The sequence below is a fragment of the Thermomicrobiales bacterium genome (assembly GCA_023954495.1).
In the GTDB taxonomy this organism is placed as follows: Bacteria; Chloroflexota; Chloroflexia; order Thermomicrobiales; family CFX8; genus JAMLIA01.
Window position 1 is genome coordinate 1 of the sequence record JAMLIA010000018.1, and the last position, 16218, is coordinate 16218.

Here is a 16218-nt window from a genome sequence, read left to right on the forward strand (position 1 = left end):
CACCGCGCTGCAATCGTCGTTCGGCGTCAACATGCTTGCACTTGTCGACGGCGTCCAGCCGCGTGTGCTCGGTCTGCGCCGGATGTTGCAGCTGCACATTGAGCACCGGCAGGAGATCATTACTCGGCGAACACAGTTCGAGCTGGAGCGAGCGCAGCGGCGTGCCCACATCCTCGAAGGTCTCAAGATCGCGCTGGATAACCTCGACGCAGTGATCAAGACCATCCGCGAATCGAATTCCAGCGAGAGCGCTCGCAACAACCTGATGACGAATTTCAGTCTGACTGAGGTGCAGGCGACTGCCATCCTCGACATGCAGCTCCGCCGCCTCGCGGCTCTGGAGCGCCAGCGAATCGAAGATGAGTACAACGCCTTGCTCAAGGAGATTGCGCGGCTCGAAGACCTGCTGGCGCATCCGGAGAAGATCCTCGGCCTCATCAAGGACGACCTGACCTACCTCAAGGAGACGTATGGCGACGAGCGGCGAACGCGAATCGTCGATGCCGATGGTGAGATCAGCGACGAGGATCTCATCCCGGAGATGAATGTGCTGGTCACCATCACTAATCGTGGTTATGTGAAGCGGATTCCGGATGGTGTCTATCGCACGCAGCGTCGCGGCGGTCGCGGCGTCACAGGCGTCACGATGCGCGAAGCGGATGCCGTTCAGCATCTGGTCGCGGCCAACACCCATGACTCGCTGCTGTTCTTCACGAATCGTGGTCGTGTCTTCCAACTGAAGGTGTATGACCTGCCCGATGCCGGACGCACGGCCAAGGGCATGCCGGTCGTCAACCTGATCGGCCTCGACCCGGGCGAATCGATCACGACGCTGCTGCCGGTGCGCGACTTCAAGGAAGCTGAGTATCTGCTGTTCTGCACGCGCAACGGTCGCGTGAAGCGCACCGCGCTCAATCACTTCTCGTCGGTGCGTTCGACCGGGCTGATTGCGATCGTCCTGGAGGACGATGACGAGCTCGCCTGGGTGCGGATGACCACCGGCAAGGACGACGTCATTCTGGTGACTGAGCGTGCCAAGGCGATCCGGTTCGACGAAAACGATGCGCGACCTATGGGCCGTGCGACGCGCGGCGTTGGTGGGATCAAGCTCGCTGCCGGTGATCGCGTTATGGCGGCGATTGTCATTGACGAAATTTCGGCGCACGACGACCTGCTGACGATCTCAGAGAACGGCTTCGGCAAGCGCACAGCGTTGTCCGAGTTCAACGTCCAGAACCGCAACGGACAGGGCGTTACGGCCATGCGGCTGAACGCACGCAACGGCCGCCTTGCCAGTGCCGAGATGGTGAACCCGGAACAGGAAGTCATGCTGATGTCGAACGACGGCATCGTCATCCGCATGCGCGTCGCGCAAATCTCGCGCTATGGGCGAGCAACTCAGGGCGTCTCCGTGATGAAGTTGGGAGACGGCGACCACGTTGCCTCGATGACGGTACTCTCGGAGCAGAGTGAAGAAGCAGACGCACTCGTCGACACACTCGCCGAAATCGAATCATCTGCGAATGACAGTCCGAAGTCGAACGGACGAACCCCGCGGGCCTCAAAGGCGAAGCGCTAATCGACTGCAGGACGTATCCGCCGGCGGCGGTGACGATCTAACCAGCTCGCCACCGCCGACACTGCCAGCAATGACGCTGCGGCGATTGCCGTGGCAAACAGGCTGATCGTCGTTGCAGCCGTCGAGAGGTTCGCCGCTGAGCGCGCCAGCAACGCCACGACGATGATGAACACCAGCGACGCGATAATCGGGACCCACGGGCGGATGTGCGCTGCGACGACACCGCTCGCGGTCGTTGCCAATGCCGCCGTCATCATCGCCGCAGAGAGACCGAGCGCCGCATCCTGCCCACCGAATCGACCTGCCCCCAACACAACCACAACGAGCATCAGCGGGCCGGCAAGGAACGCCAGAGGCGCGGACTCCGGCGACACTTCGGCCATTGACGTAGCGACTGCTGCGCCGATAAGGACGATCCCACCCGCGCAACAGGCGGCAACGACGGCGGCGAGATTCGGCCCCCAACCCCCGCCGAACTGCACTGTTGATTGCGCCATGCTCGACGCAACCAGCGCAACAGGAACGATCACGATCATCGCGAGCGCGTCACTGGCCGGGATCGGCCAACTAGTCTGTGCTTCAGAGCGGTAGACGAGATACGAACCGATTGCAAACATGACGGCAAGGGCGACCAGGGCCGCGGCAAGCGCCCCTTCGCCCGCCTGGCGCTCCAGCGCCGGGATAGCCAGCAATACCGCCGCCGCCATTGCGCGATACAAAGCAGGCGGCACCAACGCCCGCCAGTCGGCAGGAAGCCAGACACGCGCCGGACGTGATGGACGCTGGCGAGGCGGCTGAAAATGGCGACGTGGCGGAGGTTGAGTTGAACGTTGCTGTCTCATTCCCGGATTCTACCGCCTCACGTCGAACAGGCAGTGCTATAACTTCCACAACCACCCGCGTACGGACGATGGATGCTACGCTGGTCCGGGTGTAAGGACCGACGGAGGCCGAAGCTGACTCGCGACACTCGTGTTGGTATTTACGGTGGGACGTTCGACCCGATTCACGTCGGACATCTCATCAGTGCCGAGATCATGCGCTTTCGACTCGGCCTTAATCGAGTCATCTTCCTGCCGGCTGGTGCCCCACCGCATAAGCCCGGACGCGTGATTTCTTCGGGAGCTCATCGCCTGGCGATGCTGCAATTGGCGGTCGGAGATGATGCGCATTTTGAGATCAATACGATTGATCTCGATCGACCGGGTTGGTCGTACACGGCTGATTCACTCAAGCTGATCAAAGACCAGCTTGGTGATGACGTTGAGATGTATTTCCTGATGGGGCAGGATTCTTTGCGTGATTTTCCGACCTGGTATCAACCCGGACGTATTGCTGAACTCGCCCGTCTTGGCGTTGCATTGCGGCCGGCGGTTGATGTCGATGTTGAAGCGATCGAACAGCGCGTTCCGGAAGCGCGTAACCGAATCGAGATGATACCGATTCCGTTAATTGGCGTATCGGCAACGGAGATTCGCGCAAACGTGCGAGCAGACGGGCCGTACAGGTTTCAAGTCCTGCCGACTGTCGCCGACTACATCGAATCGCACCGACTCTATCGAGAGGCCGACTCGGGTGAATCGCAGTCACGTTGACACGATACGAACGCCACGCGTACACTCATCGGTCGGCATGATGAAAATTGTTGGACCAGGCGCGGTTCGTGCCGAATATATCCGGTGCTGCCACCGGCAAGGGGTGTAATTCATTGCGCGCGCATTCCAAATTGACAATCGCGTTGATCCTCATCATCACCCTCGTCTCGACCTGGATCGCCATCCCATCCGACTGGCTCAACATCGCCGGAGCCAAGGACAATATTTATGTTCATCAGGGGCTCGACTTGCAGGGTGGCTTGCAGGTTGTGCTTGAGGCTCGACCTCCGGACGGTGGTTCAGTTGGTCGCGACGAGCTCGTTGGCACGCGTGACACGATTGAGCGCCGCGTCGGCGGCCTCGGTGTTTCTGAGCCGCTTATTCAGACTCGCGGTAGCAATCAGATTGTCGTCGAGCTACCAGGCGTCACCGATCCGCAGCAGGCAGTTGATTTGCTGAAGCAGACCGCTCTCCTCGAGATCATTGATACGCAGGGCCAGTCACTCGCTGTTGGCACCAAGGTCAACACGACGCTCGGTAATGCGACGCAGCCGGATTCGAGCGCGACACCCGGCACTGCCGAAGCCAGCCCGGACGCCACCGCAGATGCAACGGCAGAAGCCACACCTGGCGCTGAATCAACTCCAGAAGTAACGGGGCCAGTCTTCACGACGATCGTCTCGGGTTCCGACCTGGAAGATGCGTTCCCGACCCAGGATAGCGTCGGTTCGCTCGTCGTCGGCTTCCGCCTCAAGTCAGACGCCGCCGACAAGTTCTACGAGTTCACCAGCACGCACATCGGCCAGCCGATGTCGATCGTCGTCGATAAGACCGTCATCAATACCGCGACCATCCAGGATGCAATTTCTAACGAAGGCGTCATCAACGGGCTGTCAGCCACAGAAGTGACGAATCTGGTCCTGCAGCTGAAGTCCGGTGCTCTGTCGGTTCCGCTCGAAGTTGTCCAGAGCCGAACAGTCGGGCCGTCGCTCGGTCAGGACTCGATCGACAAGTCGATCCTCGCCGGCGCAGTTGGCCTCGGGCTCGTCGCGCTGATGATGATCCTGTACTACCGCCTGCCGGGTCTTCTGTCCGTCGCAGCGCTGTTCATCTACACCGCAATCGTCTTCGCGCTGTTCAAGCTGATTCCGGTAACGCTGACTTTGGCCGGCATCGCCGGATTCATTCTGTCGATCGGCATGGCCGTCGATGCGAACGTCCTGATCTTCGCCAGACTGAAGGATGAGTTACGCCTTGGTCGACCAATCCCGGCAGCCATTGAGGCCGGATTTGACCATGCCTGGCCGTCGATCCGCGACTCGAACGTATCGACGATGATTACCTGCGCCATCCTGTTCTGGTTCGGGCGCTACACCGGTGCCAGCATCATCCAGGGTTTCGCGCTGACGCTCTTCATCGGCGTTGTCATCTCGATGTTCACGGCGATTGTCGTCACTCGCAACATGCTGCGAATCCTGTTGACGATTCGCCCAATCAATGATCGCTGGTGGCTGGGCGTCGACCACGGGCAGGGCGTTCCAGCGAGCGCCACCGAGTAGTTACCAAGAGGACGGGAATCGCAACGACATGATCGACATCGTTGGTAAGCGCCACATCTGGTACGCCGTCTCGGCGATCCTGCTCCTGCCCGGAATCATCGCGTTGTTTGTCCATGGATTGAGCCTCGGGATCGACTTCACCGGCGGCACCTCCTGGGAGTTGCAGTTCAACCAGCCGGTGGATTCGCAGCAAGTGAGAACTATTCTCGCAGGCCAGGGATTCAACGACTCTGTTGTTCAAACCTCGGAAGACAATTCGATCCTGATTCGGATGAAGGAGCTGAAAGAGGGCTCCCCGGTGAAGGCCGAGATCGAAGACGAGTTCCGCAGCCAGTTCGGCGAGTTCACCGAACTGCAGATCGAGACCGTTGGGCCTACCGTCGGTAATCAGATTCGTAACCGCGCTATCATGGCAGTCATTCTCGCCTCGATCGGCGTGCTGTTGTATATCGCCTGGGCGTTCCGCAATACCGAGCGTCCTGTCCTCTACGGCGCGTTTGCAATCGTCGCCATGCTTCACGACGTTCTGTTCGTCCTTGGCGTGTTCTCGATCCTCGGCTGGGTCGCAGACGTAGAGATCGACGCGCTATTTGTCACAGCAGTCCTGACCGTCATGGGCTTCTCCGTCCACGATACGATCGTCGTCTTCGACCGTATCCGCGAAAACCTGGACCGACGCATTGCGCCGACCTACGAAGAGACTGTGAACTTCAGCGTCGCGCAAACAGTTGTGCGATCCCTGAACACCTCGCTCACCGTCATCCTGACGCTCGCAGCGCTCTATCTCTTTGGTGGTGAATCGACGCGCTGGTTCGTGTTTGCGCTGCTCATCGGCGTCGCGGCAGGTACCTACTCGTCGATCTTCAACGCCAGCCAGTTGCTTGTGTCGTGGCGCAACGGCGAGATTCAGCGCTTCTTCACGTTCTGGCGGAAGCCGTCCGACTCCCGCGCGCGTACCGCCTGATCGAATGACGACGGACGGATCGCCGACCCCGCAGCGCGTTGCCGTCATCGGCGGCGGCATCGCCGGGCTAACTGCAGCCTATCGACTGGCTAAACAAGGGCACCAGGTCACGCTCTGGGAGCAGGACACGAAGCTCGGCGGTCTGGCCGCCGCCTTCCCGCTCGAAAACGGCGCGCCAATCGAAAAGTTCTATCACCACCTGTTTATGAGCGATGCGGCGATCACCGAGCTCATCAACGAGCTTGGCATCGGTGACCATCTGCGCTGGATCGATTCAAACGTTGGATTCTTCTACGACGGCAAGATCTATTCGCTGACCTCGGCAACCGATCTCCTCCGGCTCTCATTCATCCCGATGATCGACCGGCTGCGCATCGGATTCACGACGCTGTACCTGCAGCGCATCACCGAAGCAAGCGGACGCTGGAAGCGCTTCGAGAAGGTGACAGCCTGGGAGTGGCTGCGCAAAGCCGTCGGGCAGCGCGCGTTCGACCGCGTCTGGGGCGCACAGCTGCGAGCCAAGTGGGGGCCGCGCGCGACCGAAGTCTCGATGGTCTGGTTCTGGAACAAGGTGTTTTTGCGGACGCAGTCACGGCCAGGACTGCTGGCGCGTGAGCAACTGGGGTATATCGACGGCAGCTTCAACGTCCTGATCGACCGCCTGGCCGAGCGCTGCCGGGAGTTGGGGGTCGACATCCGCTCAGGCGTTGGCATCTCCAACTTGCAGATCAATGACAACGGGCCGGCACGTTTTACCCTCACCGGCACAGACTGCGCGTCGCATGAAGCGGACATCACCGTCGCGACAATCCCGTCCCCGCTTGTCCTCAAGCTCGTGCCGGATCTGCCGGAGCCCTATCGGTCGCAGATGACCTCGATGACGTATCAGGGGGCGCTGGTCGTTTTGCTGCGGCTAGACCGCAAGCTCTCGGACACCTACTGGTTGAACATCGGCGACGAGCGACTGCCGTTTACCGGGATCATCGAGCACACAAACCTCATCGACCCGGCCGTCTATGGCAACACGCATCTTGTCTATCTCGGGAAGTATCTGGACTGGGACCACCCATTCATCCAGATGTCAGACGAAGAGATTCGATCCGAGTTACTGCCAAAGCTTCGGCTCATCAATCCGGCGTTCGACGAATCCTGGGTCAAAGAGATGTGGGTGTTCCGCGCTCGCGCAGCGCAGCCGGTCATCACCCTGGACTACTCCAGTAAGGTGCCGGCACTGCGAACACCGATCGACGGACTGTATGTCGCCAATATGTCGCAGATCTACCCGGAAGATCGAGGCACGAACTACGCCGTCGATCTGGGCAATCGGGTGGCAACTCTTGTTGCCGACGATCTTACAAACCAACGTTCCTAGACCAGGGCCGATCATCCCAGATCAGCGCGACCGGCGCGGTTCAGGATGGTTCGCAGATGCTACAATCCATGCTGGCTCCGCACCCGTGCGCGCCATCTCGCGCCCGTAGCTCAGTGGATAGAGCGCTTGCCTCCGGAGCAAGAGGCCACAGGTTCGAATCCTGTCGGGCGTACCACTTTCCTCGCGTCATGTCGGGTGCGTGTCACCTCGCTACAACGCTTGCGCCACGCAGCTCGTGTCGCACTGACGTCCGCTCCTCCTGCTGAATTACCAACGCGACCCGTACGTGATTCCAACTACTGACGGGTACTTGGCAAGTCAATTTATCCGAGTCACGTCAAGTGCCGAATTTCGTGTCGTCCTTGACTTCCTGACAAATCTGGACAGAGGTGTACGTACACTTTATACTCGACTGCGGGAGGATGGTGCGTTGGAGGATCTGAGTGCCACTCTCGTGAGCAGACAATCGATCAGTCTCTTTCACGACACTGTCGTGGTCGTCGCGTTCACCTCAATCTGAGGGAGGCAGACAATGGTATTCCGCAAAGAGAGTCGCGCAGATTCATTCCAACGGCAGATATCGACCTTGCGCCAGCAGCTTGGATCCGACCAGGACGAAGGCGACGAGATTGAAGATGACGCCGAGGCGTATCCGCTGCCCAGCGACTCTTCGCCTCGAATTGCCTCACCTGCGCCTGCGATGAGCCAGCCGCACCAACCGCCGCGGATGGCGGATTCAGCGACTGGCGTCGTGGCTGCCAACTCCAGCTGGTCGGGCACTCTCTCGTCAGACGGCTCCGTTCAGATCTTCGGTTCGATCGAAGGGGAGCTGACGGCGGCAGATGAGATCTATGTTGCCGAAGGCGCGACGGTGAAAGCCATGCTTCGCGCGCGCACGATTGTCGTTGCCGGTACGGTGCTGGGAACCATCGATTGCCTCGGCCGACTGGAAGTGCTGCCGACCGGGATCATCTCCGGGGATGTACAGTCGCCGACGCTGATCGTGCATGAGGGTGCATCTGTTGAAGGCGAAATGAAGATGCAGCTCTCGGAAGCGACGGAATGACGCAGGCAGGACACGATCGAAGGAGTATCCACCGATGAGCATTCGCGGATCAGCTGGATCGACCGACCTTGCGGCATCTCAGTCACTCAATGGAAGCCGTTCACTGGTTGATCGCCACACGTCGGTCGACGGCACGCTGGAGACCGAACATGACTTGCGCGTTGAGGGGCGCGTGTCGGGCGTGCTGCGCTGCGACGGCGTTCTCTACGTCGCCCCCGGAGCAGAGATCAATGCCGATGTCACCGCAACTGACGCGATCGTCGAAGGGCTGCTTGAAGGCTCAATTGCCTGTGCAGGACGCCTCGAGATTCGACCGACCGGCGTGATTCGCGCTGGCGTGAACACGCATCGTCTAGTAATCCACGAGGGCGCTGTGCTGGAGGGTCGGCTCGACATGGCTGCGCCAGCCGAAGCATCTGCTGACGCGTCCGGCGCGACCAGCGCACTCGAGTCAGAAACATCAGGCATCGACTCCAGTGCATCTTCTTCGTTCTCCTACCTGCGGAGCTTCTCCTCCCCCAGCGCAACGTCTGCCTCAGGCGAGGACGACCTACCGGGCGGTGAAGAAGGTGAAATCGAGGACGACGGAACAGACGACGAAAACTAAATTCCGCAACTGACGAAATCGACCGTGCTATACTCGTCACCGGCCGGTGTATCGAGTTAAAGATCTGTCGGCGCGCGCAGAACTGCTGCGCCGCAGGTGCTCGATTCATGCGGTTCCGACCATTGTGTTGTGGCTTCGAGCCAGCCGGTGATGGGGGGCGGAATGACCGGACGCAAGTGCAGCACCTGCAAGCACTACGAGCCGGCGCCGATCTGGCGCAGAGGGTGGTGCCGTAATCCGGTCCTATACGCACCGCAACAAAACCACCTCGTCTTTGAAGATGACCTCGACTGTGAGCGCGGCATGGGCAACTACTGGGAACCGGCCGACGCAACCGGTCAGATTCGACCGTTCATCCCGCTGCGCCCTGTCTTTGCTGATCAGGCGGATGCCAATCGGATCATTTCAACGCGCGGCGGACAGCCGATCTACAGCGTCTCCGGCTCATCGGGCTACAGCAACGACCCAGACGACGACTATCCACCGATGGATGACGAAATGGACGAGAGCCGCCACCTTCTGGCGGACGCGATCTGGGCTACTATCCCGAAGAGCGCTACTGGACCGATTACCTGCGAATCGGCGCGCCGATTCTGGGCGTCATCCTGATCCTGGCGTTGTTCTGGTTCTGGGCCCAGGCATTCTGGGGCGACGACAACGACACCAACACGGTCGGGGAGAGCACAGCCGTTTCAACGCTACCGGCGATCACAGCTTCGCCAACGATGACGGTCGAGACTGGCACCGGGCAGCCGCCGATCATTGTGACGACGCCGCCAGCCGGGGCATCCACCGAAGTGCCGGGCACAGACAATCCGCCGGAAACAGGTGGCGAGCTCGCCATCGGCGGTTCTGCGGTCGTCGCAAATTCAGGTGGAACCGGCGTCAACTTCCGAGCGGAACCATCGACCGAGTCCGACATCATCGACGTGCTTCTTGATGGCACGAGCCTGACGATTCTCGACGGGCCGCTTGATGCCGAGGGCTATACGTGGTGGCAGGTTGAGTCCGATTCCGGCACCGGCTGGCTCGTGCAGGACTATCTTCAGGCACAATAGCCTTGCCCACAACTCAAGCAGTTTGACTCCAACGGGCGCTGAATTCAGCGCCCGTTGTGCTACAATGTCGGATGGTTCGGCACGCGCCGGACTAATTCGCACGTGCGCGGATCGACGCCTGGTGTTGCGGCATATGCCGATCGGGTGGCCGAGTTGAGGCGCGCGGAGGATCAAACACCAGGAGGTCGGATGACAGCCACAATGTCTCCCGAAGAAACCCAGGTCACGATGAAGCAGCTCCTCGAAGCGGGAGTGCACTTCGGTCACCAGACCAAGCGCTGGAACCCGAAGATGCGCCCCTATATCTTCGGCGAGCGCAATGGCATCCACGTCATTGATCTGCATCAGACCGCCAAGCTCCTGGCTGAGGCGCAGGAGTTCCTGTCTGACCTCGCCGCTCGTGGCGGAAAGATCGTCTTCGTTGGCACCAAGAAGCAGGCACAGGCGACGGTTGAGCAGGAAGCCAGCCGCTGCGGAATGTTCTTCGTCAATCGCCGTTGGCTGGGCGGAACGCTCACCAACTTCGTGACGATCCGCTCCCGCTTGCAGTACCTGCGCAACCTGGAGCGCCAGTCGTTGGGCGGCGACTTCGAGTCTCTTCCGAAGCAGGAAGCGCAGTCGAAAGAGCAGGAGCTTGAGAAGCTGCAGCGCACGCTCGGCGGACTCAAGGAGCTGACGCAGCGCCCGGCAGCTATCGTTGTCGTTGACCCGCGCCGCGAAGAGCTGGCGATCAAGGAAGCCAGTCGACTGGGCATCCCCATCATCGCGATGGTCGATACCAACTGCGATCCGGATCCGATCGACTTCGTGATCCCCGCGAACGACGACGCAATCCGCTCGGTGCGGCTGGTCCTCTCAAAGCTGTCAGACGCGATCATAGAAGGCCGAACACGCCTCGAGATTGCAGCAGCGGACGAAGAGGAAGCTCGTGGATCGGCCGCCGATTACGGCTACCCGGACAACGCGGGTGAGCAGTCCGATCGCGATGCGCAGTCCCGTCGGCCGCGACGCCGATAACTAGACGATTTTGCGCGACGGCCCGTGACTGGTGAGCGACACCAGCACGGGCCGTCCCATGAAGCCGAGGGCGTAACTCGCGCCATTCATCTGAAATGAGGGGAACTGAATGTCCACTGCACTCGTAAAGGAACTTCGAGAGCGCACCGGCGCGGGCATCATGGAGTGCAAGCGTGCGCTCGAAGAAGCCGGCGGCGATCTTGACAAGGCAGCCGCCATTCTTCGCGATCAGGGCGCTGCGAAGGCCAGCAAGAAGGCCGGTCGCGATGCTCGCCAGGGTCTGATTGAGACCTACATCCACGGCGGCCGCATCGGCGCGATGGTTGAGATCAATTGCGAAACCGACTTCGTTGCTCGAACGGACGACTTCAAGCAGTTGGCGAAGGAAGTCGCGATGCAGATCGCAGCTGCCAGCCCTGCCTGGGTCTCGGACTCAGACGTTTCGGCTGACGACCGCGCAGCCGGAATTACCGAGTTCGGCGACGAGAAGCACTTCGTTGAGGCCAGGGTCCTGCTGTCGCAGCCATCCATTCGCGAGCCGCGACGCACGGTCAACGATCTGGTGCAGGATGCCATCGCCAAGATTGGCGAGAACATCGTCATCCGCCGTTTTGCACGCTTCGAGCTCGGCGAAACGGCCGGCGACAGTGATGCGGCCGACGCATAATGTCGGGCGATTCGTGCGAGCGGAAGCGATACACGCGCATCGTCCTTAAGCTCTCCGGTGAAGCTCTCGAAGGTGATCGAGGCTACGGCATCGACCCAGCGGTCGTGTCGAGCCTCGCTCGCCACATCCGTGATGTTCACGACACCGGCACTGAAATCGCCATCGTCATCGGCGGCGGCAACATCTGGCGCGGGCTCGAAGCCAGCACGACCGGCATGGATCGCGCAACCGCCGATTACATGGGCATGCTCGCGACGATTCAGAACGCGCTGGCGTTACAAGATGCCCTCGAACATCAGGGGACGCCGACGCGTGTTCAAACGGCGATAGAGATGCATCAGATCGCCGAGCCATTTATCCGACGGCGAGCGATCCGGCACATGGAAAAAGGCCGTGTTGTCATCCTGGCCGGCGGCACGGGCAACCCGTTCTTCACCACCGATACTGCCGCCGCTCTGCGTGCGGCCGAACTCGGTGCCGAAGCGATCCTCATGGCGAAGAACGGCACCGACGGTGTCTACACTGCTGATCCGCGCACGGATCCCACGGCAGTGCGCTACGACGTGCTGTCATATCAGGACGTCCTCGAACGCAACCTACGGGTGATGGATGGTTCAGCGGTGGCGCTGTGTCGGGATAACAATTTGCCGATCATCGTCTTTAATATTCAGGAGGATGGTAACATCCAGCGAGCAGCACAAGGCGAATCGGTTGGCACACTCATCTGCTCGCACGAACAGAAGGCGATGAACTGAGCGTGCCGGACGATCCGTTCGGTGTCAGTGAGGGGGCGATATGATTCCTGAGATTAAGGCCGATGCCGAACATCGAATGGTTGGTGCGATCGACGCGTTGCATCGCGAGCTGTCCGGGATTCGAACGGGCCGAGCGGCACCTGCGCTCGTTGAACGCCTCATGGTCGATTACTACGGCACCCCAACGCCACTCAATCAGATCGCCGGCGTCTCCGCTCCGGAGGCACGCATGCTCGTCATTCAGCCGTGGGATCGCGGAGCCATGGGGGATATCGAGCGCGCAATTCAGAAGTCGGATCTCGGTCTGACACCCAACAATGACGGTGCAGTCATTCGTCTGAATATCCCCAGCCTGACCGAGGAGCGCCGCAAGTCGCTCGTAAAGGTCGTGCGCGGCAAGGTCGAGGAGAGCAAGATTGCCATTCGCAACGTTCGCCGCGACGCTGTCGATAGTTTGAAGTCCCTTCTGAAGGACAAGGAAATCGGCGAAGACGACGAGCGACGAGCCGCAACTGACATCGACCAGTTGACCAAGCGATTCACCGACGACGCGGATCAGATCGGTCAAGCCAAAGAGGCTGAAGTCCTCGAGGTTTAGCCGCCGACAGGGGCACGCACGATGCACGATGGCGCGGAGCCAGTCGCCAAACCTATCCCCGAGCATGTCGGGATCATTATGGACGGCAATGGCCGCTGGGCAAAACAGCGTGGACTCCCACGCATCGCCGGGCACGAGGCCGGTACTGAGAACATCCGCCGGATCACGACCCGCGCCGCTGAGCTTGGCATCGGTTATCTCACTCTCTGGGCATTCTCAACTGAGAATTGGCGTCGACCGCGTGAAGAGGTCGACGGCATCCTGAACATCCTCGCGCATGCAATCGAGAGCGAGACTGCCGAACTGCACAGACAAGGGGCGAGGTTGCAGCACATCGGCAGCCTCAATGGACTGTCACCCAGCCTGTGTGCTTCGATTCACAACGCGATCGAGCTTACGCGTGACAACCAGCGCATTACGCTCACGCTTGCCTTCAATTACGGCGGACGCGCTGAAATCGTGAGCGCTATCCAGGCGATTGTGAACGACGGTATTCCGGCCGAAGAGATCACCGAAGAAGTCATCAACGCACATCTGTTTACGGCAGGCATGCCGAATCCAGATCTCATTGTTCGGACGTCTGGAGAATTCCGGACGAGTAACTTCCTGATCTGGCAGGCTGCATATGCCGAGTACGTCTTCAGTCCGGTCCTGTGGCCCGATTTCGGCCCCGACGATCTTGATGATGCCGTGGTCGAATACGGGCAGCGCGATCGCCGCTTTGGTGGCCTGACCGACTCTCAGCCGGCACAGCCGGCGCGGGTCTGAGGCAGTCATGCGTCAGCGCGCAATATCGTCCATCGGCGTCGTCCTCGTCGCCATTATCCCGGCGATTCTGGGCAGCCCCGTCTTCTCGATCGTCGTCGGTATGATCGCCATTGGTGCGCTCTACGAGCTCTATCGCGCCTATCAGCGTGTGGGTGCCCGACCCTCTACCTGGACCGGCACGATCGCCATTATCGCCCTCATCATCATCGCAGGAACCGACGCGCCGTTCAGGGCACTCACCGGCGCGATGTGTGCGTACACCTTGCTCGCGCTGGCCCAGCATCTGACCAAGAAGGACATCAACGGCGCGCTCATTGACTGGTCGTTCAGCCTGAGCGGTGTGATGTATATCGGATTCACCCTGATGCACTTCATCCTCATTCGCCGAATCCACGGTACCGTGGACATGGATTGGGTACGTCAGGCAGATGCATTGATCGGTGACGGTCGTGCCGCGCTGGGTCTTGCCTGGCTTCTGTTCGTCCTGGTGACGACCTGGATGACCGATGTCTTTGCCTACCTCATCGGTCGAACCTGGGGCCGAGAGAAGCTGATCCCGCACATCAGCCCGGGCAAAACGCGCGAAGGCGCGATCGCCGGACTTGTCGGCGGTGCGCTCACTGGCCTCATCGCCGGTTGGGCATTTGGTGTGCCCGCATCGGCGATCGTCATGCTCGTCCTGGGCATGCTCGTCGCATTTGGCGCGATGACCGGTGACCTGTGTGAGTCGCTGATCAAACGGCAGATCGGCATCAAAGACATGGGCTCGGTCATTCCCGGCCACGGTGGCGTCCTCGATCGCATTGACGCCCTTTTGGTTACCGTCCCGTTGACTTTTTACGCAGCGCTGTTTGTCGGCTGGCTGGGGTGGTCGTGAGTGATATTCCGCAAAGAGTTGCGATCCTCGGGTCCACCGGTTCGATAGGCCGGAGCACGCTGGATGTCATTGCAACGCATCCAGATCGCTTCCGTGTCGTCGCCCTCGCAACATCACAAAACGCAGCCACGTTACGCGAACAAGCGCGTACGCACTCTGCGCGCTACATTGCCTTAGAGCATGGCGACATTGATGTGCCGGGTGCGACGCGCATCACCGGCGATGCATTGTCCACGATCGCAACGCTTGAGGATGTCGACATCCTCGTCGTCGCGACGACTGGCCACGCCGCCATCAAACCAACCATCGCTGCGCTTGAAGCAGGCAAGGTCGTTGCGCTCGCAAATAAGGAGACGATCGTCGCAGCTGGGGAGATCGTAATGCCGGTGGCGCGTCGGTATCCGGGGGCGTTACGTCCAGTCGACAGTGAGCACTCCGCATTGTGGCAGTGTCTCGGCGGGGATATTCGCCGCGTCGAGCACGCACGCCGCCTGATCCTGACAGCCTCAGGCGGACCATTCCGAAACCGGGATTGCACGTTTCTCGCTCAGGTGTCGGTGGAAGATGCTTTGAAGCATCCGAACTGGTCAATGGGCCGCAAGATCACTATTGATTCTGCCACGTTGATGAACAAGGGTTTGGAAGTCATCGAGGCACATTGGCTCTTCGACATGCCATACGATCGCATCGACGTCGTCGTCCACCCGCAGTCGCTCGTTCACTCGCTCGTACAGTTTATTGATGGTTCGATTATCGCGCAGCTTGGTTCCCATGACATGCGACTGCCGATCCAGTACGCGCTCACCTGGCCCGAGCGCGCGTCTGCGCCAACCGAGATGCTTGATGTGATGCAGTTGTCCCAGCTCGACTTCGAGCCGCCCGACCTGACTGTGTTTCCCCTGCTTCGACTCGCCTATGAAGCGGGCCGAGCCGGATCTACCTTTCCAACTGTTCTGTCAGCTGCGGACTCTGTAGCTGTTGATGCGTTCCTTGAGGGCTCAATTGGCTTCATGGATATCGCAGCGGTCGTACAGCACGCGTTGGACGCCCACCAGCCTGCGATTGGGGCACTGACTCTGGAAGCAGTGGAGCACGCCGACGCAGAAGCAACAGCAACTGCCACCGCCGCCGCGCAGCGAATTACAGCCAGCCGATGAGCACAGTGGTTCTGGCAATTGTCGTTGTAACGGTGTGCCTGTCTATTGCTGCGCTGATTGCGCTGCTCGTTGCCTACCGATCGCTACGCAACTAGTCGGAGACAGCAGTCGCCAGCGTCATTGCATCGACCGAGCCGGCACCGGCCTGATGACAGGCGATAGCGCACTCAATCAGCGTTGACCCAGTTGTCACAACATCATCGACAAGCAGGATGGAAGCGCCGTTGAATTGTCGACGCGCGACGAACGCGCCGCGTACGTTGTCGCGGCGTTCTGCGGCATCCAGATCGACTTGCGATTGAGTATGTCGGACTCGGACCAGAGCATCTTGCGCCTGAACATCGATCTGTCTAGCCATATGCTGAGCAATGAGAAGCGACTGATTGTACCCACGGCTTCTCTGCTTCGATCGATGCAACGGAATTGGAACAATGAGATCAACCGACCAACCGATGTCTGCAACTTCTGCAGCGATAGCTGAAGCGCACCAGGCTGCTCGCGCCGGTTCCGAACCATACTTCAATCGGTGGATCATCGTCCGAATCGCATCCTGGTACGCGTACACGCTACGCACCTGCT

Annotated in this window: 18 protein-coding genes and 1 tRNA gene; 17 read left to right on the forward strand and 2 right to left on the reverse strand. The window is 60.2% G+C overall.

Going from position 1 to position 16218, the window contains the following annotated elements:
• On the forward strand, positions 1-1579 hold a 1579-nt coding region (locus M9890_05370), incomplete at its 5' end, for a DNA gyrase subunit A (GenBank protein ID MCO5176391.1).
• Here M9890_05370 and M9890_05375 read toward each other — a convergent pair.
• Positions 1576-2310 carry a hypothetical protein gene (locus M9890_05375; protein ID MCO5176392.1) on the reverse strand — a complete coding sequence of 245 codons (735 nt, stop codon included), beginning with the start codon at positions 2308-2310 and terminating at the stop codon, positions 1576-1578. The two genes, M9890_05370 and M9890_05375, sit on opposite strands and share 4 nt — an antisense overlap.
• A 183-nt stretch (positions 2311-2493) precedes the next feature.
• Between M9890_05375 and nadD the strand changes: the two genes are divergently transcribed.
• The 16 genes from nadD (at position 2494) to dxr (ending at position 15639) form a co-directional block, all read left to right on the forward strand.
• Positions 2494-3174 carry a nicotinate-nucleotide adenylyltransferase gene (nadD, locus tag M9890_05380; protein ID MCO5176393.1) on the forward strand — a complete coding sequence of 227 codons (681 nt, stop codon included), beginning with the start codon at positions 2494-2496 and terminating at the stop codon, positions 3172-3174.
• Positions 3175-3305: 131 nt separating this feature from the next.
• Entirely contained in the window at positions 3306-4733 is a 1428-nt protein-coding gene (secD, locus tag M9890_05385) for a protein translocase subunit SecD (GenBank protein MCO5176394.1), read from the forward strand.
• A gap of 28 nt (positions 4734-4761) precedes the next feature.
• Positions 4762-5697, forward strand: coding sequence for a protein translocase subunit SecF (secF, locus tag M9890_05390; GenBank protein MCO5176395.1), 936 nt, complete (start codon positions 4762-4764; stop codon positions 5695-5697).
• Between the two features lie 4 nt (positions 5698-5701).
• Entirely contained in the window at positions 5702-7069 is a 1368-nt protein-coding gene (locus M9890_05395) for an NAD(P)/FAD-dependent oxidoreductase (protein MCO5176396.1), read from the forward strand.
• Positions 7070-7168: 99 nt separating this feature from the next.
• A tRNA-Arg gene (locus M9890_05400) sits at positions 7169-7244 on the forward strand.
• A 357-nt stretch (positions 7245-7601) separates the two neighbouring features.
• Entirely contained in the window at positions 7602-8135 is a 534-nt protein-coding gene (locus M9890_05405) for a polymer-forming cytoskeletal protein (protein MCO5176397.1), read from the forward strand.
• A gap of 34 nt (positions 8136-8169) precedes the next feature.
• Positions 8170-8742 carry a polymer-forming cytoskeletal protein gene (locus M9890_05410; protein MCO5176398.1) on the forward strand — a complete coding sequence of 191 codons (573 nt, stop codon included), beginning with the start codon at positions 8170-8172 and terminating at the stop codon, positions 8740-8742.
• 162 nt (positions 8743-8904) lie between these two features.
• Positions 8905-9351 (forward strand): hypothetical protein, encoded by a 447-nt coding sequence (locus M9890_05415; protein ID MCO5176399.1) that lies wholly within the window; start codon positions 8905-8907, stop codon positions 9349-9351.
• Positions 9352-9359: 8 nt separating this feature from the next.
• Complete coding sequence (locus M9890_05420) at positions 9360-9800, forward strand: SH3 domain-containing protein (GenBank protein ID MCO5176400.1); 441 nt, start codon at positions 9360-9362, stop codon at positions 9798-9800.
• Between the two features lie 201 nt (positions 9801-10001).
• Positions 10002-10817 (forward strand): 30S ribosomal protein S2, encoded by an 816-nt coding sequence (rpsB, locus tag M9890_05425; protein MCO5176401.1) that lies wholly within the window; start codon positions 10002-10004, stop codon positions 10815-10817.
• Between the two features lie 109 nt (positions 10818-10926).
• Positions 10927-11484 carry a translation elongation factor Ts gene (tsf, locus tag M9890_05430; protein MCO5176402.1) on the forward strand — a complete coding sequence of 186 codons (558 nt, stop codon included), beginning with the start codon at positions 10927-10929 and terminating at the stop codon, positions 11482-11484.
• A complete protein-coding gene (gene pyrH / locus M9890_05435) occupies positions 11484-12239 on the forward strand; it encodes a UMP kinase (GenBank protein MCO5176403.1) in 756 nt (251 codons plus the stop codon). Before tsf ends, pyrH begins: the two co-directional genes overlap by 1 nt.
• A 40-nt stretch (positions 12240-12279) precedes the next feature.
• Positions 12280-12837 carry a ribosome recycling factor gene (frr, locus tag M9890_05440; GenBank protein MCO5176404.1) on the forward strand — a complete coding sequence of 186 codons (558 nt, stop codon included), beginning with the start codon at positions 12280-12282 and terminating at the stop codon, positions 12835-12837.
• Between the two features lie 21 nt (positions 12838-12858).
• Positions 12859-13605 carry a polyprenyl diphosphate synthase gene (gene uppS, locus M9890_05445; protein MCO5176405.1) on the forward strand — a complete coding sequence of 249 codons (747 nt, stop codon included), beginning with the start codon at positions 12859-12861 and terminating at the stop codon, positions 13603-13605.
• Between the two features lie 7 nt (positions 13606-13612).
• Entirely contained in the window at positions 13613-14482 is an 870-nt protein-coding gene (locus M9890_05450) for a phosphatidate cytidylyltransferase (GenBank protein MCO5176406.1), read from the forward strand.
• Positions 14479-15639 carry a 1-deoxy-D-xylulose-5-phosphate reductoisomerase gene (gene dxr / locus M9890_05455; GenBank protein ID MCO5176407.1) on the forward strand — a complete coding sequence of 387 codons (1161 nt, stop codon included), beginning with the start codon at positions 14479-14481 and terminating at the stop codon, positions 15637-15639. The genes M9890_05450 and dxr overlap by 4 nt, the downstream gene beginning before the upstream one ends.
• 91 nt (positions 15640-15730) lie before the next feature.
• Here the strand turns inward: dxr and M9890_05460 are convergent, their stop codons facing one another.
• Entirely contained in the window at positions 15731-16174 is a 444-nt protein-coding gene (locus tag M9890_05460; protein ID MCO5176408.1) for a hypothetical protein, read from the reverse strand.
• Between the last annotated feature and the right edge of the window lie 44 nt (positions 16175-16218).